Raw genomic sequence first — 17,754 nt, 5'->3', positions numbered from 1 at the left:
GGTCAGGCCAGCCAGCCGGGGCGGATCAGCCCGGCCTCGTACGCGATCACCACGAGCTGCGCCCGGTCGCGGGCGCCGAGCTTGACCATCGCGCGGCTGACGTGGGTCTTCGCCGTCGCGGGACTGATCAGCAGCCGGCCGGCGATCTCGTCGTTGGACAGCCCCTCGGCGACCAGCACCATCACCTCGCGCTCCCGGTCGGTGAGCTGCTCCAGCCGGCGATCGGCCTCCCCGGGCGGCGCGCCGAGCGCGGGGGACGGCGGCGTGCCGGCGCGGCCGCGCCGGGCCGCGGTGGCGAACTCGCCGATGACCCGCCGGGTGACGCTCGGTGACAGCAGGGCGTCGCCGGCCGCCACCGCCCGGATGCCGCGCAGCAGGTCCACCGGCTCGGTGTCCTTCACCAGGAACCCCGACGCGCCGGTGCGCAGCGCCTCGAAGACGTACTCGTCCAGCTCGAACGTGGTGAGGATGACCACCCGGGTCGCGGCGAGCGCGGGCTCGGCGACGATCCGGCGGGTCGCCTCCAGGCCGTCGACGCCGGGCATGCGGATGTCCATCAGCACCACGTCCGGGCGCGTCTGCGCGGCGAGGCGCACCGCGGCCAGCCCGTCGCCCGCCTCGCCGACCACGTCGATGTCGGGTTCGGCGTCGAGCAGGGCCCGGAACCCCGCCCGGACCAGCGCCTGGTCGTCGGCGAGCAGCACCGTGATCACGTTTCCTCCCCGGGGGTGGTGACGGTGGGCAGGGTCGCCGTCACCAGGTAGCCGCCCTGCGGCAGCGGGCCGGCGGTCAGCGTGCCGCCCAGGCTGGCCGCGCGGGCGCGCATGCCGGCGATCCCGGACCCGGACCCGTCCGGCTCGCCCGCCGCGGCGCCGTCGTTGCGGATCCGCAGGCGCAGCTCGGCGGGGGCGTACTCGATCGCGACCTCGGCGGCGCCCGCGGCGGCGTGGCGGCGGACGTTGGTCAGCGCCTCCTGCACGATCCGGTACGCCGCCCGGTCGACCTCCGCGGGCAGCGGGCGCCTCGTGCCGGACGTGGTGGTCGTGACCGGCAGTCCGGCGTCCGCGGTGAGGTCGTCGAGGCGGTCGAGGCCCAGCGCCGGCTGCCGGGGCGCCGCCTCCTCCTCGGGGCGCAGGACGCCGAGCACCGCCCGTACCTCCCGCAGCGCCTCGGCGCTCGCCGTCTTGATCGCGGTGAGGGCCTCGCGGGCCTGCTCCGGGCGGTTGTCCATCAGGTGCAGGCCCACCCCCGCCTGCACGTTGATCAGCGACAGGTGGTGGCCGAGGACGTCGTGCAGCTCGCGAGCGATCCGCAGCCGCTCGTCGGACGCCTGGCGGCGCTCCTGCTCCTCGCGGGCGCGCGCCCGCTCGGCGTGGACCTTGGCCATCTCGGCGAGGTACTCGGCCCGCGACCGCGCCGCGCCGCCGAGGAAGACGATCAGCGCCGGGGCCAGCGCGGTCAGCGCGGCGACCCGTACGCCCGGCCGGGCCACCTCGCCCACCCCGAGCGGTCCGGGGAAGAACCAGGTGGCGCCCAGGTACGCGGCGTACAGGGCGGCCGTGACCGCGAGCGCCGGGCGCACCCGGCCGGCCTTGACCGCCGTGAAGAGCGCGAGGGCCGGGGCGACCGCGAACGTCCAGGAGGGCCGGACCATCGTCGCGAAGCCGACGCTCGCCGCCCCGGCCACCGCCAGCACGGCGATCGGGGCCCGGTCGCGGCGGCTCAGCGCCAGCGGTCCGGCCAGCAGCAACGCCCAGGCGACCAGGACGGCGGGACGGTCCAGCGCGGCGACCTGAGACCGGTTGCCGAAGACGTGGAAGCAGAGCGCGGCCACGACGGCGCCCGGCCAGCCCCCGTGCCGGGTGGCCCGGGGCGGCCGCCGACCGGGGCGGTACCGACTCTGCACGCCGACGACGCTACGGCACCCGTGCCGTCGCGACGTCGGCGCGCGGGTGGGTCCGCCGCTGCTCCCCGGGGAGTATCCGGGCCCGGCCGGATACTCCCGGTGGCGTACGCCGGTGCGCTCGGCTGCGCCGCCGGGCCGCGTACGGGATGCTCCGCCGGGGCGACGCGGCCCGGCGCCGCGACGGTCACGCTGAAGGGGCAGAACCCGCCCTGGCACCTGGAGGTCAGCATGCATCCCAGCGACGCACCGTGGTCCGGTCCGCAACGGCTCCGGACCTCCGACGCCGAGCGCGAGCAGGTCGCCACGATCCTGCGCGCCGCGATGGCCGAGGGCCGCCTCACCCTGGACGAGGGCGAGCAACGGCTCGGCGCCGGGTACGCCGCCACGTTCCGGGACGAGCTCGTCCCGCTCACCGCCGACCTGCCCGACGGCGGCCGCCGGGCGCTCGCCGGGACGCCGCAGGCCCGCGCCGCGACACGCCGGGACGTGCGCCGCCACGCCGGCTTCGTGGCGCTGGTGGCGGCGCTGCTGACCGGGCTCTGGGCGCTCTCCGGCGCGCACTTCTTCTGGCCGGCGATCCCGCTCGCGTTCCTGGTCATCGGCCTGCTGAAGCACGCCCGGCACGGCGCCGACCACCGCGACCGGTACTACCGCGCCCACCTCGCGCCGTACCATCGGTGATCTTCAGCACTCCACAGTAGACGTGGCGGTCGTTGCCCACCCCACCCCTCGATGCGACAGTGGTCGCCCTACGGGGAGGGGTGGGCACAACCATGATGGGTCCGTCGCACGCACTGTCGGGTGCGTCCGTCTGGCTGGCCGGAAGCTGGGCCATGGCCCACTTCGCCGGGTACGGCCAGAGCCCGCTGGCCGTGGCGGTCGGCGCCACGGTCTGCGCCGGCGGCGCCCTCCTGCCCGACCTGGACCTGTCCGGAAAGGTCACCCGCAACCAGGGCGGCGCGACGGTGGCCCGCACCTTCGGCGTGTTCTCGCTCTTCGTGGCGGAGGTCGTGGAGAAGGTCTCGCTGGGCATCTACACGGCGACGAAACTCAGCCGCGACCCCCGCCGCACCAACGGGCACCGCACGTTCACCCACACGCTGCCGTTCGCCGGCCTGGTGGGCTGGGGCACGACCACGCTCTGCGCCTCGTACGGCAAGTGGGCGGTCGTCGCGATCGTCTTCCTCATGGCCGGCCTCGCCCTGCGCGGCCTGTTCGACGAGTGGGCCGAGCGCGCCGGCTGGCTGATCGTGACCCTGAGCTCCGGCGTGATCGCCTGGTTCACCGCGGCCCACCTCCCGGGCGACCGCGGCTACCCGATGCTCGGCCTGGCGGTCGGCGTCGGCTGCGTGGTCCACCTCCTCGGCGACATGATCACCAAGAACGGCGTCCCGATCCTCTGGCCCATCCCCACGGGCCGCCGCATGTGGCGCATGGTCGGCGTCCCGAACGGCATGGCGGTCAAGGTCGGCGGCAGGGGCGAGACCCTGGTCCTGCGCTCCCTCTTCACCCTGGTGGCGGTCCTGGCGGTGCTGGGCATGTTCGCCCCCCACGTCCTGAGCAACCTCGACCTCGAGAAGTGGGCAGGAGGCTAGCCGGTCGCCCCGTGGCGCCGCCTGCCGGCCGCCGTTGCCCGACGCGACGCCCGGGCGCAACTCGGCAGGTCGGTCCTGATGGTGTTCGACGGTGGCGTCCTCACGCCGGAGCAGACCGCGCAGATCCGGCTTGCCGCCGACGAGCTGCGGAGTTGGGCGTGGTGCACGGAGCAGGAGGCAAGCGAGCGGCTTTCGGAGCTGCTCGCGCCGGATCCGGCGGACGGGTCCTCTCGGGGGCGGCGAATCCGGTAGTCGATCAATAAGGTGACGATGTCCGTTAGTGTGCGAAGGACCGGGCAATGGGCGAGTGGGGGTGAGCGACGGCGTGGCGGAGCGGGAGCGCCTGGCGCAGGCGGACTCCGGGGAGCAGCCGTGGCGAGCCTGGGGCCCGTACCTTGCCGAGCGGGCCTGGGGGACCGTGCGGGAGGACTACAGCGAGCACGGGACCGCCTGGGACTACTTCCCGCACGATCATGCGCGCTCGCGGGCGTACCGGTGGAACGACGACGGCATGGCCGGGGTCTGCGACGACCGGCAGACGTTCTGTTTCGCCCTCGCGCTGTGGAACGGCCGGGACCCGATCATCAAGGAGCGGATGTTCGGGCTCGGCGGCGACGGCGGCAACCACGGGGAGGACGTCAAGGAGTACTGGTGGTACCAGGACTCCACGCCGACCCATTCGTGGATGACCTGGCGCTACCACTACCCGCAGCGGGCGTTCCCGTACAACGAGCTGGTCACCGTCAACGGGCGGCGCTCGCGCGAGGAGCCGGAGTACGAGCTGGTCGACACCGGCGTCTTCGACGACGACCGGTTCTGGGTGGTGACGGTCAACTACGCCAAGGCCTCGCCGCGGGACCTGTGCATCGTGATCAGTGTCGCCAACCGGGGGCCGGAAGAGGCGACGCTGCACGTCCTGCCCACGCTGTGGTTCCGCAACACCTGGTCGTGGGGGCTGCCGAACCGCCAGGTCCCGGTGCTGGCCGGGGCGCCAGGCCGGATCACCGGCCTGCACCGCAGCCTGGGGTACCTGATGCTGACGGGCGAGGGCGACCCGCCGGCCCTGATGTGCGACAACGAGACGAACTCGCAGCGGCTGTGGGGGCGGCCCGGCACGAGCATGTTCCCCAAGGACGGCATCAACGACTTCCTCGTGGCGGGCGCGCCCACGGTGAACCCGGCGGGCACCGGCACCAAGGGCGCGCTGCACTACGAGGTCACACTCGGCCCGGGCGAGACCCGCGAGATCCGGCTGCGGCTCACCGAGGCGGACGAGCCGGTGGAGGCCGACCTCGGCGCCGGCTTCGCCGAGGTGGTCGTCGCCCGGCGGGCCGAGGCGGACGCCTTCTTCGCCGACCTCATCCCGGCCGCGGCGTCGGAGGAGGAGGCCGCCGTCGCCCGGCAGGGCATCGCCGGGCTGATGTGGGGCAAGCAGTTCTACCACTTCGACGTCAAGCAGTGGCTGCACGGCGACCCGGGCTCGGCGCCGCCGCCGCCGGGCCGGCGCTACGGGCGCAACAACGCCTGGTGGCACATGAACAGCTTCGACGTGATCTCCATGCCGGATCCCTGGGAGTACCCCTGGTACGCCGCCTGGGACCTGGCGTTCCACTGCGTGACGATCGCGCGCGTCGACCCGGGCTTCGCCAAGGCGCAGCTCCTGTTGCTGCTGCGCGAGTGGTACATGCACCCCAACGGCCAGATCCCCGCGTACGAGTGGGCGTTCAGTGACGTGAACCCGCCGGTGCACGCCTGGGCCGCGCTGAAGGTCTTCGAGATCGACGGCGGGCGTGACCACGACTTCCTGGCCCGGGTCATGCACAAGCTGCTGCTGAACTTCACCTGGTGGGTCAACCGCAAGGACGTCGGCGGCAAGAACGTCTTCGAGGGCGGCTTCCTCGGCCTGGACAACGTCGGCCCGTTCGACCGCTCGGCGGCCCTGCCGGTGGCCGGCGTCCTCGAGCAGTCCGACGGCACCGGCTGGATGGCGATGTACGCCCTCAACCTGCTGGACATGTCGATCCACCTCGCGCTGCACGACCGCACGTACGAGGACATGGCGACGAAGTTCTTCGAGCACTTCGCCTACATCGCGGAGGCGGCGTACCGGCAGGGCCTGTGGGACGACGAGGACAGCTTCTTCTACGACGTGCTGCGCCTGCCCGACGGCCACAAGGTGCCGCTGAAGGCCCGCTCGATCGTCGGCCTGCTCCCACTCGCGGCGACGACCCGGCTGCGCGCCGGCACGCTGCACCGGCTGCCGGAGCTCGGCGCCCGGCTGCGCTGGCTGCTGGCCAACCAGAGCGACTACGCCGACGTGATCAGCGCCCGGCGGCTCTCGGCGGACGGCCGCCAGCAGCGCCTGCTGTCGATGGTGGGCCAGGACCAGCTGCTGCGCATCCTGGCCCGGATGCTCGACCCGGAGGAGTTCCTCTCCCCGTACGGGCTGCGGACGCTGTCGCGCTCGCACCTGGAGAAGCCGTTCACGGTCTCGCTGGGCGGCTCCGACTTCACCGTCGCCTACGAGCCCGCGGAGAGCACGAGCGGCCTGTTCGGCGGCAACTCGAACTGGCGGGGCCCGGTCTGGATGCCGGTGAACTTCCTGCTCGTCGAGGCGTTGCGGGAGTTCGCCGCGTTCTTCGGCGAGGACCTGCAGGTCGAGTACCCGACCGGCGCCCAGACGAAGATGCCGCTCAGCCGGGTCGCCGACGACCTGTCCCGCCGGCTGGTGTCGCTGTTCGTGCCCGACCAGCAGGGCCGGCGGCCCATGTACGGCGCCTGCGAGCTCTTCCAGAACCACCCGGCCTGGAAGGACCTGATCGCCTTCCCGGAGTACTTCCACGGCGACAACGGCGCCGGGCTGGGCGCGTGGCACCAGACCGGCTGGACCGCCCTGGTCGTCGACCTCATCCTCACCCTGCACCGGCCGGGCACCTAGCTACCGCTGAGTACGGCGACTCAGGAGATCGGCGGGCACGGCCGCGAGGATCTACCGCGTGACCGCGTACCCGTGCCCCTTCTGCCGTACCGAAGCCTCCCTGGCCACCGGCTGCCCGGCCTGCGGCCGCGGCCCGGACCCCGACGCCGCCGAGGTCGTCCGCCTCGACGCGGAGATCCCGGTGCTGACCGCCCGGCTGACGGCCGCGCGGGAGGCGGTGACGGTCGCCGACGCGGCCCTGCGCCGGGCCTGGACCGGGCGCGAGGCCGCCGCCGCCCGGGTGCGGGCCGCCGTCTCCGCCGCCGCGAAGGCCGCGCCGCGGCCGGCCACCGCGCCCGCGATGACCGCGCCGGTGACCACGGCGACCGCCGAGGCGTCGGCCCGGCTGATGACCGAGGCGTCCACCCGGCTCGTGCAGAACACCCTCTTCTCGCTCGGCGGCCTGCTGCTGGCGATCGCCGCGATCGTGTTCACCGCCGTGGCCTGGTCGCAGTTCGGCCTGAAGGGCCGGGCCGGGCTGCTCGCCGTCGTCACCGTCGTGGCCCTCACCGCGCCGCTGGTCGCGCTGCGCCGGCGGCTGACCGCCACCGCGGAGACCTTCGCCGCGGTCGGCCTGCTGCTGGTTCTGCTCGACGGGTACGCGGCCTGGTACGTCAACCTGTTCGGCATCGCGGACTACTCGGCGCTCGGCTACGCGGGGGCCGTCTGCGCGGTGACCGCCGCGGTCGCCGCCGGCTACGAGCACGTCACCGGCCTGGCCGGCCCGCGGTTCGTCGCCCTGGCGGTGGCCCAGCCGGTGCTGCCGCTGCTCGTGGCGCCGTTCCACCCGGACGCGGCCGGCTGGGCGTTCACGCTGAGCGCCGTCGCCCTGGTCGACCTGGCCGTCGTCCGGCTGCGGCCGTCGGCGGTGGGGGCCGTCCAGCTCGCGGCGTACGGCCTCGGCGCGCTGGCCGCCGGTGCCGCGGGGCTCGCCGGGCTGGCCGCGTTGGTGCCGGCCGGAACCTCCGGGAAGGCGGCGGTGGCGGGCGCGGCGCTGGTCGTGGCGGCGCTGGTGGTGCTGGCCGGCACGCAGGGGACGCCCTGGCCGGCCGCGCGGGCCGGTGCCGGTGCCCTGGTGGTGGTCGCGTCGGTGGTCGCGGCCGGGCGGTTCGCGGCGGTCGCCGGCGGCGACCACCTGGCGCCGGTCCTGGTCGCCCTGGTCGTGACGGCGGCGGCGCTGGCGGTGCCGCTGCTGCCCGCCACGGTACGGCCGGGGCCCCGCATCGGTGCCTTCGTCGTGCTCGTCCCGGCGGCGCTGGTGGTCGTGCAGGCGACCGGGACCGCGATGCTCACCGGGGACGCCGACTGGCGGCTGCCGGTGGTGATCGCGCTGCTGACCGCGGGTGCGACGGCCGTGCTGCCGCTCCTGCCGGCCGCGCTCGCCGGGACGGCCGTCCTCGCGCTCGCGCTCCCCGCGGGACTCGATCTGCCGTGGTGGAGCACATCCCCGCTGGACCTCGCGGTGGCGGCGGCCGCGCTGGTGCTGGTGACCCGGGGCGCCGGCTGGGCCGCCGGGGTCGCCGCGCCGCTGGCCCTGCACGCGGTGGCCGTCTCGGGGCAGCGCCCGGGGGTGGCCGCGGCGACGCTGCTGGCGGTCGCCGGCCTCGCGGCGGCGACGGCGTGGCGCGGGCCGCGGTGGATCGGGGGCGCGGCTCTTGCCGTCGCCGTGCCGGCCCTCCCGGCGGCGCTCTGGCAGGCGGCCGCGGAGGCCGGCTGGTCGCCGGCGGTGCAGAGCCGGGTGGTGCTGGCGGCCGCCGCGGCGCTGGTGGCCGCGGCGTACCGGGTCGGCCGGGCCTCGTCCGCGGTGCTGCTGGTCGTGGCGACCGCGCCGTTGTGGGCGCTGGCCTCGGGCGACTCGCCGGCGATCTACGCGGCCGCCGGCCTGGTCCTGACCGCGGCGATGCTGCCGGTGCTCGGCCGCGGCGAGCCTCGGCCGGGCGCCGGCCCGGGCGCGCTCTGGCCGGCCGGGGTGGCCGCGGTGCTGCTGGGGGCGGCGTTCCTCGCCGGGGTCGGCGGCGGCCTGGTGACGATCTTCGCCGGTCCGTGGATGCACGCCGGGTCGCGGTGGACCGGGTCCGTCGCAGGGGCCGACGTCGTCGCGGTGGCGACGGTTGCGGTCGCCACGGCGATCGGTGCGCGGCTGCTGCGCGGGTGGTCCGCGGCGCTCTGGACGGCGGCGCCGGTCGTCGCGGTGACGGCGGTGCTGGCCACGGCGGCGGCGCGGGTGCCCTGGCCCGGCGTGCCGGGCGCGGCGCTGTTCGCGGGTCTGGCGGGTCTGGTGGTGGCGGCGCTGTGCGGCACCGCCCGGCGGGCCGCCGTCCTGACCCCGGTGGCTGCCGGGCTGCTCGGCACCGCGCTGGCCGGCGCGCTGGCCACCCACGCCGCGACCCTGGCGGCGTTCGGCGCGACGCTGGTCGCCGGCGTGGTGGCCGCGAGCGGCGGCCGGGCGCTCGCGGCCCGGATCGCCGGTGCCACGGGTGCGGCCGGGTCCGCGCTGGTGATGGCCGGCACCGCGGGCCGGGCGGCGGAGCTGCCCGTCGAGCGCACGGCTCTCGTCGTGCTGGCGGCGGCGGCCCTGGTGCTGGCGGCGGGTGCGTTCCTCGGGCGCCGCCCGGTCCAGGGCAGCGGCACGGCGGCGCGCGTGTTCCTCGGGCGCCGCCGGGTCGAGGGTCGCGGGACGGCGGCCGGTGTGCCCGTGCGGCGCGCGGTGGAGGGCCGCGTGGTGCAGGCCGCTGCGCACGGCGGGGCCGGGGTGGCGCTGCTGCTCGCGGCCGGCTCGATCCGGTACGCGGCCGCCGTCTGCACGCTCTGGGGTGTGGCGCTCGGCCTCCGCGCGCTGGTCCGGGAGGCGGGCGGCCGGCGCGGCCACGTCGTCGCGGCGGCCGCGGCGGAGCTGGGCGGGTGGTGGCTGCTGCTGGCCGCCGAGCAGGTCGCGGTCGTGGAGGCGTACACGGTCCCGGCGGCCGGGGTGGCCCTGCTCGCCGGCTGGCTGGCCCGCCGCCGCGCCGCGGTGTCGAGCTGGGTGGCCTACGGCCCGGCGCTGGCCGCCGCGCTGCTGCCCACCCTGGCATCGGTGCTGGTCGCCGACGGCGAGCCGGTGCGCCGGCTGCTGCTCGGGGCGGCGGCACTGGCGGTGCTGCTGGCCGGGGCGCGGGCGCGGTTGCAGGCGCCGGTGGTGACCGGCGGGGCGGTGCTGGTGCTGGTGGCCCTGCACGAGCTGGTCCGGGTGTGGGACCTGCTGCCGCGCTGGATCCCCCTCGCGGCCGCGGGCCTGCTGCTCGTCGGCCTGGCCATGACCCTGGAACGGCGCCGCCGCGACATGGCCCGCGTCCGCGCCGCCCTCACCCGGATGGGCTGAGCGCCGGCGGGACCAGGTGCCGGCCCGCGGCGTGCCCCGCGGGCGGCCCCTGCACCGCCGACGGCCGGCCGGCGGGGTCAGGCCTCGCGGACGATGGCTTCGGCGACGCGGCGCAGCTCGCGCTGGTCGGGCACGAATCCGTCGGCGATGTCGCGGTGCAGGCCGGCCTTGGTCTCGTCGAGCAGTTCCGTGGCGACCTCGTCGACCGGCTCCCCGGCGTACTCGTCGCAGACCCGGTCGGTCGCGGCCCGCAGCGCCGAGGAGAGCTGGTCCTCCAACGGCCCGCGGAGCTTCTCCTCGACCGGGCTGAGACTGTTCGGGTCCAAGGTGACGTGCGGCTCGACCATGGCCCGCCTGTACCCACCGCAAAGCGGCCCGCAAACGCCCGGGTCAGGAACGGCCACGCGTGAGGGTGAAGAAGGTGTCACTGCGGGCCAGCGCCACGACCGCGTCCCAGATCGCGAGGGCCTCCGCCCGCGCGGGTACGTCACCGATGACCGGGCCGTGCACGGCCCGGCCCGCGCCCTCGACCAGCAGCACGGGCGAGCCCACGTCCGGGCCCGCCGACCCGAACGCCAGCTCGTGCGACTCGCGGACGGCCTCGTCCCAGGACGCGTCGTCCAGCAGCGCCCCGGCGTCCGCAATCCCGGCGGCCGTGGCCGCCTGCGCCACGATCCCGTCGCTCACCGGCACGCCCGCCTCGTGCGACCGCGTGCCCAGCTCGGCGTAGAAGGCGGCGGCGGCATCGTCGCGGTGATCGGCACGCAACGCCTCGACCAGCCGCAACGCCCGGCTCGAGGCGGCGGCCGCCGCCCGGTGGGCCTCCGGGACGTCGCCGCCGTTGAGGATGGTCAGGCTGAACGCCCGCCACCGCAGCGTGAGGTCCCGCTCCGGCGCCACGGCCACCAGCCACCGCGACGTACGCCAGGAGAACGGGCAGGCCGGATCGAAGAAGTAGGTGACCTCCATGCCGTCGATCCTAGGAGCGCTCGCCGGCTCGGCGGCCGACCGTGGTGAACATCAGGTAGGACGAGATGACGAAACGGGGATCGAGGAGCACGTCCCGGAGGGTTGCGAGCTCGTCCTCCGTGAAGCCGGCCGCCAGCAGCTCGGGCTGGAGCTGAATCGTGTTGCTCCGATGGAGCAGGCAGGCGCCGGTCCCGCCCGGCCAGGACCGGGCGTGCACGCTCGTGACGACGCCGGTGAGCCCGGCCCGGCGCATGGCGCCGTTGGCCTTGGCCGCCCAGCGGGGATCGATGCCGACCGCGGGGCTTCCCGCCAGGCAGATGTCGAGGAACCGCCGGAACAGCCGGGTGCCGGCCTCGTCGGGGCTGTCCAGGACGAGGTCCAGATGGCTGGTCTCCCAGTCGGAGATCACCAGGATGCCTCCCGGCTTCAGCGCGTCGGTGAGCCGGCCGAGGATCTGCTCCCGGGCGGGGAGGTGCATCAGCAGGAGCCGGGCATGAACCAGATCGAAACGGCGCGGCGGGAAGGGATCCGTCCGTACGTCGTGCCGGAGGACCTCCAGGTGGTCCCGCGGCGGGACATGGTGCGGCTTGATGTCCGTGGCCAGGACATGCCCGCGCGGTCCCACGCGTTCCGCCAGCCACCGCGCGACCGATCCCGAACCCGCGCCGACATCCCAGCAGTGCCAGCCGGGCTCCACGCCGAGCGTATCGAGCGTCGCCAGGGTGTGGGGATCGACGGTCTCACCGATGTGCCGGAGCTGGTTCGCGGCCTCGGAGACGTCGTTGTCGAAGGCGTATGTCACCGGGGCCGGCTCGGCGGTCATCCGTGACCCTCCCTTGTGGACGCGGACCAGGTGGCCACCGTAACTCAAAGGAGTCGATACGCAAACCGCCGCGACGGTACGCGAGGCGGCGGGGTCCCACGGAACCCCGCCGCCGCGTGGCGTCAGTGCAGCATGACCGGCGCGGCGCGGTCGCCCTGCTCGTCGTCGAGCAGGTGGGACTCCTCGCGCTTGCGGGGCAGGAAGAACGCCGGGACGAACGTCACGACGACCAGGACGAAGCCCACCCAGAACGTGGTGCCGAACGAGTCGGCGACGAACTCCAGCCCGCGCTGCAGAAGTGCCGGGTCCACCGGGAACTGCTGTGCCAGCTCCGGCTTCTGCTGGACGGCGATGGCCAGACCGGCCTCGGTCACCGGCTCCTTGGTGGCCGGGTCGACGGCGCCCGGGATGACCGGCGAGTCGTTCAGGTTGCTGGTGAGGATCACGGACATCAGCGCCGAGCCGACCGAGCCCGCGATCTGCTGGAGGATGTTCAGCAGCGTGGAGCCGCGCGCCACCTCGTGGTTGGTGAGCGTCTTCAGCGCGGAGGTCATGATCGGCATCATGGTGCCGCCCATGCCGAGGCCCATGACGAACAGCGAGCCGCACAGCAGCACGTACGACGTGTCGGTGCCGACCTGGGTGAAGCCGAAGAACCCGACCGCGATCAGGATCAGCGCGAACGGGACCGTACGCCCGACCGGGATCTTGTCGGCCAGCATGCCCGCGATCGGCATGGTCACCATCGCACCGATGCCCTGGGGTGCCATCAGCAGGCCGGCGTCGAGCGTCGACTCGCCGCGCACCTGCAGGAAGTAGCTGGGGAACAGCAGGCCGGCGCCCATGAACGCGACCATGAAGACGGCCATCGTGATGGACGCGACGCTGAGGTTGCGGTTGCGCAGCAGGCGCAGGTCGAGCAGGGGGTGCTTCGGCTTGAACGAGTAGAGCACGAACCCGACGACGAGCAGGCCGCCGACCAGCATCGGTGCCCACACCTCGGGGTCGGCCACGGTGCCGGCCTCGGGCAGCGTGGAGACGCCGTACAGGAAGCTGGCGAGACCCGGCGAGAGCATCAGCATGCCGAGGAAGTCGAAGGACTCGGACGGCTCCGGGGCATCCTTGGGCAGCGCCCACGCCGAGTAGACGAGCGCGATGGCGCCGATCGGCAGGTTGATCAGGAAGATCCACTGCCAGCTCGCGACGTCGATGAGCCAGCCGCCCAGGATCGGGCCGCCGATCGGGCCGAGCAGCATCGGAATGCCCAGCACCGCCATGAGCCGGCCGATCCGCTCGGGACCGGCCGCCCGGGTCATGATCGTCATACCGAGCGGCATCAGCATGCCGCCGCCGAGGCCCTGCAGCACGCGGTAGCCGATGAGCTGGCCGATCGAGTCCGCGGTGGCGCACAGACCGGACCCGAGGGTGAAGAGCAGGAGCGCGGCCATGTAGAGCCGCTTCGTGCCGAAGCGGTCGGCGGCCCAGCCGGTCAGCGGGATCACGGTGGCCAGCGCCAGCGTGTATCCCGTCATGGTCCAGGCGACCTCGGCGTACGAGGCGTTGAACTCGGTCTGGAAGGTGGGCAGCGCCACGCTGACCACGGTCACGTCGAGGATCGACATGATCGCCCCGAGGACGACCACCCCGGCGACCTTGAGTACGGCGGCATCCAGCTTGTCGGGCGCCGCCACGGGTTGACTACTCACAGCGAATCTCCTGGTGTGGCCGTTCGGGATCCCTGTCATTGTCAGGGCTGGAGGTTCTCCACGGTCACGCTCTCGAGAACGCGTGACGGCGACCACCTCCGCGGGCCACCATGCAGGCTCCGTACCACCGCCGCAAACCCTTTTCCGCACGAACCGGACCCTTCCTCCCGGGTGTGCCGGACATCACCTTTGACCGATACCGTGAGGTGTCAGGAGGTCACTGTGACGGCATTCGGGCGGCGAATCGGCGAGGTGCCCGGCGCGCCGGCCGCCGATGAGGCGCGGCCGTGGGAGACGGCCGAGTTGGTGCGGCGGGTGCAGGCGAACGATGCGGCGCCGGCGACCGTCGAGGCGCTGCACGCCACCGTCGTCGAGCTCTGCTGTCAGTACGCCACCCAGCCGGCCGCCGGGCTGCGCGCGGAGGCGCACGGGTGGCTGCGGGAGGTCGCCCGGCTGCTGCACCGGCCGACCGGGCTCGCGGCGCACCGGGAGCTGCTGGTGGCGGCGGGCTGGCTGGCCCTGCTGGTGGGGTGCGTCGAGTACGACCTGGGCCTGCGCTCGGGCGCCGAGGCGACCCGGACGGCCGCGCGGCAGCTCGGTGCCGAGGCCGGGCATCCGGAGATCGTCGCGTGGTCGCAGGAGATGGCCGCCTGGTTCGCGTTGACGCAGTCCCGCTACCGCGACGTGCTGACGGCCGCGCGGGCCGGGCGGGCCGCCGCGCCGGGCGGGTCGGCCGCCGTGCAGCTGGCCGGGCAGGAGGCGAAGGCGCTCGCGCGCCTGGGCGATCCCGCCGGGGTGCGCGACGCGCTGGGCCGGGGCCGGGCGCTGCTGGACCGCATGCCGGCGCCCGGGCGGCCCGATCACCATTTCGTCGTGGATCCCGGGAAGTGGGACTTCTATGCGATGGACGCCTACCGGCTGGCCGGGGACGACGAGCTGGCCGCGCGGCACGCCCGGACGGTGCTGGACCGGGGCGCCGGGCGGGACGGCGTGAAGGCGCCGATGCGGATGGCCGAGGCGCGGTTGACGCTCGCCGCCGTCGCGGCTCGCGCCGGGGACCTGGAGCAGGCGGTCACGACCGGGGTCGGCGCGCTGGGCTCGGGCCGCAAGTCGCTGCCGTCCCTGCTGATGGTGGCCGGGGAGCTGGATGTGGAGCTGCACCGGCGGTTTCCGGGCGAGCCCGCTGCCGATGACTTCCGCGAGGCGTTGCGGGAGGTGCGCTAGCGGTCCGTCACGGCGGGGAGCGGCGGGTCCGGCCCAGGACGCCGGAGCGCAGCGAGGCGGGTGTCGAGGCGGTCAGCGCGAGTCGTCGCGTGCTTCGCTGCCGAGCCCTGAAGGGAAGCGCTGCCGCATCAGCTCCAGCAGATCGTCGATGAGTTCGTCCTTCGCGTCGGCTTGGGCGACCAGGAACTCTACGGCGGTGGGGCCGTCCTCGACGATGATCGATGAAGCGAAGTTCACGTCTTTGTCCAACTTTCCCGAGGGCATGTCGCTCACATCCTTGCAGCCGGATCGGTCTGGTCAATCGGCCGTTCAGGGCCGGACTTGATGAATCCCGTGGGAGGTCAGGCGTCGATATCGCCGCGCAACCGCCCATACCCGGCACTGGGTGACGGCGCCGGTCAGGAAGCACGCTATGGAGCAGAGCAGGGAAACGTTGAGCCAGGTGGACCACAGATGCGCTTGCGGGGCCAGGGCGATGAACAATGCCGCCACGAGGGTGGTGACCACGATGATGCGCAGCGAGATGGCATTGTTCCGCGACTGCGTCTGCAGCCGGTCGGCGGACAGGCCGAGTACGCCGACGAAAAGCGGAAGCATGGCGATTATCATGGGTGCGAACCCATTCCAGATGACCCGTTTCGGATCCACCGTCCCCGCCGCGGAGACCGAAAGGGCTATCAGTCCGACGACGCAACCCATCATGGCGATGGCCGACGTGGACCCGGGTGGTACCTCGTCGAAGTACACCACCGCCTGAGGATTGTCGCTGCCCAGTACGCCGGCGGGAATGGTCGACGCCCGCCACGGCCGCGGTCCGTCCGGGGTGTCGATCGCGGTCGGTCCGTCGGCGGGTGCCGGTATGTAGAGGTGCGCGAACGCCGAGCCGAACTGGGTGACATGGCCGAGTCGTCGCTCGCCCGAGGTCGTGCAATCCAGCCGGCGTTTTTCCCGGTACGGGCCGTTGAAGCATTCCGGCCGGCACGTTCGCTGGCATGCCGCGATCTCGTCGTGGCGCTGCGGCAGGCAGATTTCCCAGCTGGCGTCGCCCGGGCCGCCGCACCTGGTCCGCTCGGTCCCGGCGATGAAGAATTCGCTGAGGAACCGGTCCTCGGTCTCCTCGATCCGCAGATGGTAGCTCTGGCTGCGAGCGCTCAGGGACAGCGGAACCTGATAGCGTTTCCAGCGCTCGCCGCTGCGCCCGGGCAGCCGGTTGTGCCGGTCGGTGCCCTGACTGTTGATCCTCTTGCGCGAGTAGCTGACCATGAAAAGCGGGCTCTCGGGCCTGGGTAGATCGACGAAAACGGGTCTGTGCAGCGAATAATGATGCTTCACCGTGTCGTAGAAGTCTTGGGCGTCATGCGTCCGGGCGCCTAGTTTCAGCACCTCGTCCACAATTCCCATGATCTCCTCGGTCTGGTCACGCTCGATGACCGCGAGGGGTTTGGCGGAATGGTCCCAGGCCTGAAGATGGTTGATCACCGTGTCACGTTCCCGCAGCAACAGCGGGAAGGGAAAGTGGGTGGCGCCCGAACCGCTCAGCTTTCGATAGTCCGGGAGGGCGATCCTGACTGTCAGTTGCACTCGGGAGGTGAGACCGCGATCCTCCAGAGTCTCTATCGTGCGCACGATGAATCGCGCCGGCAGGAGCAGCAGCTGTGCGCATACACCGAGAGCCTCGATCGTGTACGGCACGGACAGCGTCATGCAGTAAAGTGTTTCACCGCCGCGAAGCGGTCGGCGGTGATATGACTCCAGTGAGAGAAGAGGGTCGAGGGACCAAAGGGGCCGTCACGACGCCTGATCCGACGGTTCCCCCAGGGCGGCGGCGAGCATGCGGTGCAGCTTGGCGGCGCGGGCCGGATGGCGGTGGGAGACCCAGGCGACCCGGCCGCGCAGGTACGCGGGGAAGTCGTGGTGCCCCTCGCGGTTCGCCGCGTCCGGCCCCCGCCGCGCGGCGTCGTGCAGCACCGCCCGCAGCCGGTCGTAGTCCTCGCGGGAGGCGGCCGGCCGCTCGTTGACGACCAGGCCCGCCAGGCGCTGCCGGTCGCCCCGGCCCCGGACGCGGGTCTTGCGCGGATGGACGCGGAAACCCTCGTCGGCCGCGATCGACGTGACCGCGGCGATCAGGTGGGCCGGCTCGCCGCGCCCGGGCGTGCCGGAGAAGGCGAGGTCGTCGGCGTAGCGGGTGTAGTGCAGCCCGAAGCGGGCGGCCAGCCCGGTCAGCCGCCGGTCGAGGCGGTACGCGACCAGGTTGGCCAGGGCCGGCGAGGTCGGCGCGCCCTGGGGCAGGTGCGGGCGGCGCAGGACTGCGGCCCGGTGGCTGTCCGCGTGGCCGCGAAGCACCGCCGCGGGGGTGGCCGTCGTCGTCAGGGCGGTCAGCGCGTGCGCGACCGGCTCGGGGTAGCCCGCGGTGCGGAACAGGCCGTAGATGCGGGCGGCGGTGACCGAGCTGAAGAACGCGGCCAGGTCCATGGCGACGACGAGCCGCTGTCCGGCGTGGGGTGCGGCGAAGGTGTGCACGCCGCGACCGGGGACGAAGCCGTGGGCGTGGGGGTGGACCGGCAGCCGCCCGAGGAGGTCGTCGAGGAGCCGGCGTTGCAGGGCGCGCAGGCGGGGCTTCGGTGCCTCGATGAGGCGGTGGGGCAGCCAGGCGTAGCGGTAGTGCCGGAGCCGCTCGTCGCGGGCGTGGCGGTTGAGGTGCCGGCGGTCGGCGTACCAGTCGAGGTGGTCGCCGTCGACGCCGAGGAACGAGGCGAGCGCGGCGAGGTCGTCGATGCGGGGCGTGTCCCAGCGCATGCGGACGACGCGGACCGGCGTGGCGCGGCGCAGCCGGACGGGATGGCGGCGCACGACGGGGCGGCCCGCGGGTCCGACCCGGGCCAGGAAGGCGGCGAGCTCGCGGGGGCGGTCGGCCGGCGCGTTGCGGTACGCCCGCAGCACCGCGGCCACCGCGCCGCGCAGCCACGGCGGGCGGGCGCCGAGCACCGCCGTGCCGGTGCGCAGCAGGGGACCGGGCCGCCAGCGGCTGGTCAGGAAGGCGTCGGCGAGCGCGGCCGACACGCGTACCGGTGGAACAGCGTGCCCCGACGTTGCCCGGTCGTGCCTGCGCTGTCCCGCGCGGAGCGCGGCGGCGCGCCGGCGATGCGCTGCGTGGCTCAATCTCTCGCCCCCGGGGGTGCCCCGGAGAGGCCGTCGG

Annotated in this window: 14 protein-coding genes; 5 read left to right on the top strand and 9 right to left on the bottom strand. The window is 74.0% G+C overall.

Features of this window, described 5'->3' with window-relative positions; all coding sequences use genetic code 11:
- Positions 1-2 precede the first annotated feature (2 nt).
- Both IEY99_RS09325 and IEY99_RS09320 read right to left on the bottom strand, forming a co-directional pair.
- Positions 3-713, bottom strand: coding sequence for a response regulator (locus tag IEY99_RS09325; protein ID WP_189201431.1), 711 nt, complete (start codon positions 711-713; stop codon positions 3-5).
- A complete protein-coding gene (locus IEY99_RS09320; RefSeq protein WP_229798390.1) occupies positions 710-1,906 on the bottom strand; it encodes a sensor histidine kinase in 1,197 nt (398 codons plus the stop codon). Before IEY99_RS09320 ends, IEY99_RS09325 begins: the two co-directional genes overlap by 4 nt.
- Before the next feature lie 99 nt (positions 1,907-2,005).
- Between IEY99_RS09320 and IEY99_RS09315 the strand changes: the two genes are divergently transcribed.
- The 4 genes from IEY99_RS09315 to IEY99_RS09300 all read left to right on the top strand — a co-directional run bounded on the left by IEY99_RS09315 (position 2,006) and on the right by IEY99_RS09300 (position 9,836).
- Complete coding sequence (locus IEY99_RS09315; protein ID WP_229798388.1) at positions 2,006-2,587, top strand: DUF1707 SHOCT-like domain-containing protein; 582 nt, start codon at positions 2,006-2,008, stop codon at positions 2,585-2,587.
- Positions 2,588-2,679: 92 nt separating this feature from the next.
- A complete protein-coding gene (locus IEY99_RS09310) occupies positions 2,680-3,501 on the top strand; it encodes a metal-dependent hydrolase (RefSeq protein WP_189201425.1) in 822 nt (273 codons plus the stop codon).
- A 313-nt stretch (positions 3,502-3,814) separates the two neighbouring features.
- On the top strand, positions 3,815-6,439 hold the full coding sequence (locus tag IEY99_RS09305) for an MGH1-like glycoside hydrolase domain-containing protein (RefSeq protein WP_189201423.1): 2,625 nt from the start codon (positions 3,815-3,817) through the stop codon (positions 6,437-6,439).
- Positions 6,440-6,497: 58 nt separating this feature from the next.
- Complete coding sequence (locus tag IEY99_RS09300; protein WP_189201421.1) at positions 6,498-9,836, top strand: SCO7613 C-terminal domain-containing membrane protein; 3,339 nt, start codon at positions 6,498-6,500, stop codon at positions 9,834-9,836.
- Between the two features lie 77 nt (positions 9,837-9,913).
- Here the strand turns inward: IEY99_RS09300 and IEY99_RS09295 are convergent, their stop codons facing one another.
- From IEY99_RS09295 to IEY99_RS09280, 4 genes are all read right to left on the bottom strand, one after another.
- Positions 9,914-10,183 carry a hypothetical protein gene (locus IEY99_RS09295; protein WP_189201419.1) on the bottom strand — a complete coding sequence of 90 codons (270 nt, stop codon included), beginning with the start codon at positions 10,181-10,183 and terminating at the stop codon, positions 9,914-9,916.
- 43 nt (positions 10,184-10,226) lie between these two features.
- A complete protein-coding gene (locus IEY99_RS09290) occupies positions 10,227-10,805 on the bottom strand; it encodes a DsbA family protein (protein WP_189201417.1) in 579 nt (192 codons plus the stop codon).
- A gap of 10 nt (positions 10,806-10,815) precedes the next feature.
- The gene (locus IEY99_RS09285; protein ID WP_189201415.1) at positions 10,816-11,628 is read right to left on the bottom strand and encodes a class I SAM-dependent methyltransferase; all 813 of its coding nucleotides are present in this window, start codon (positions 11,626-11,628) and stop codon (positions 10,816-10,818) included.
- A 122-nt stretch (positions 11,629-11,750) separates the two neighbouring features.
- The gene (locus IEY99_RS09280; RefSeq protein ID WP_189201413.1) at positions 11,751-13,373 is read right to left on the bottom strand and encodes a DHA2 family efflux MFS transporter permease subunit; all 1,623 of its coding nucleotides are present in this window, start codon (positions 13,371-13,373) and stop codon (positions 11,751-11,753) included.
- Between IEY99_RS09280 and IEY99_RS09275 the strand changes: the two genes are divergently transcribed.
- On the top strand, positions 13,350-14,558 hold the full coding sequence (locus tag IEY99_RS09275; protein ID WP_505661151.1) for an NsdA family TPR-like regulatory protein: 1,209 nt from the start codon (positions 13,350-13,352) through the stop codon (positions 14,556-14,558). The two genes, IEY99_RS09280 and IEY99_RS09275, sit on opposite strands and share 24 nt — an antisense overlap.
- Before the next feature lie 72 nt (positions 14,559-14,630).
- On the opposite strand, the gene IEY99_RS09270 is transcribed toward IEY99_RS09275, so the two are convergent.
- The 3 genes from IEY99_RS09270 to IEY99_RS09260 all read right to left on the bottom strand — a co-directional run bounded on the left by IEY99_RS09270 (position 14,631) and on the right by IEY99_RS09260 (position 17,618).
- A complete protein-coding gene (locus IEY99_RS09270; protein ID WP_229798385.1) occupies positions 14,631-14,822 on the bottom strand; it encodes a hypothetical protein in 192 nt (63 codons plus the stop codon).
- Positions 14,823-14,867: 45 nt separating this feature from the next.
- Positions 14,868-16,262, bottom strand: coding sequence for a hypothetical protein (locus IEY99_RS09265; protein WP_189201407.1), 1,395 nt, complete (start codon positions 16,260-16,262; stop codon positions 14,868-14,870).
- A gap of 84 nt (positions 16,263-16,346) precedes the next feature.
- Complete coding sequence (locus tag IEY99_RS09260; protein WP_189201405.1) at positions 16,347-17,618, bottom strand: reverse transcriptase family protein; 1,272 nt, start codon at positions 17,616-17,618, stop codon at positions 16,347-16,349.
- Positions 17,619-17,754: the final 136 nt, after the last annotated feature.

Origin of the sequence: Couchioplanes azureus, from assembly GCF_014648355.1 — a bacterium.
Lineage (GTDB): Bacteria > Actinomycetota > Actinomycetes > Mycobacteriales > Micromonosporaceae > Actinoplanes > Actinoplanes azureus.
Note: the sequence above shows the minus strand (reverse complement) of the source record. Positions and strands in the feature narration are given on the sequence as shown.

Bases quoted from the DNA above. Each gene is read 5' to 3' on its own strand.
- IEY99_RS09295 (WP_189201419.1), bottom strand. From the start codon at position 10,183: ATGGTCGAGCCGCACGTCACCTTGGACCCGAACAGTCTCAGCCCGGTC.
- IEY99_RS09270 (WP_229798385.1), bottom strand. From the start codon at position 14,822: ATGCCCTCGGGAAAGTTGGACAAAGACGTGAACTTCGCTTCATCGATC.
- IEY99_RS09290 (WP_189201417.1), bottom strand. From the start codon at position 10,805: ATGGAGGTCACCTACTTCTTCGATCCGGCCTGCCCGTTCTCCTGGCGT.
- IEY99_RS09285 (WP_189201415.1), bottom strand. From the start codon at position 11,628: ATGACCGCCGAGCCGGCCCCGGTGACATACGCCTTCGACAACGACGTC.
- IEY99_RS09265 (WP_189201407.1), bottom strand. From the start codon at position 16,262: ATGACGCTGTCCGTGCCGTACACGATCGAGGCTCTCGGTGTATGCGCA.
- IEY99_RS09310 (WP_189201425.1), top strand. From the start codon at position 2,680: ATGATGGGTCCGTCGCACGCACTGTCGGGTGCGTCCGTCTGGCTGGCC.
- IEY99_RS09280 (WP_189201413.1), bottom strand. From the start codon at position 13,373: ATGACAGGGATCCCGAACGGCCACACCAGGAGATTCGCTGTGAGTAGT.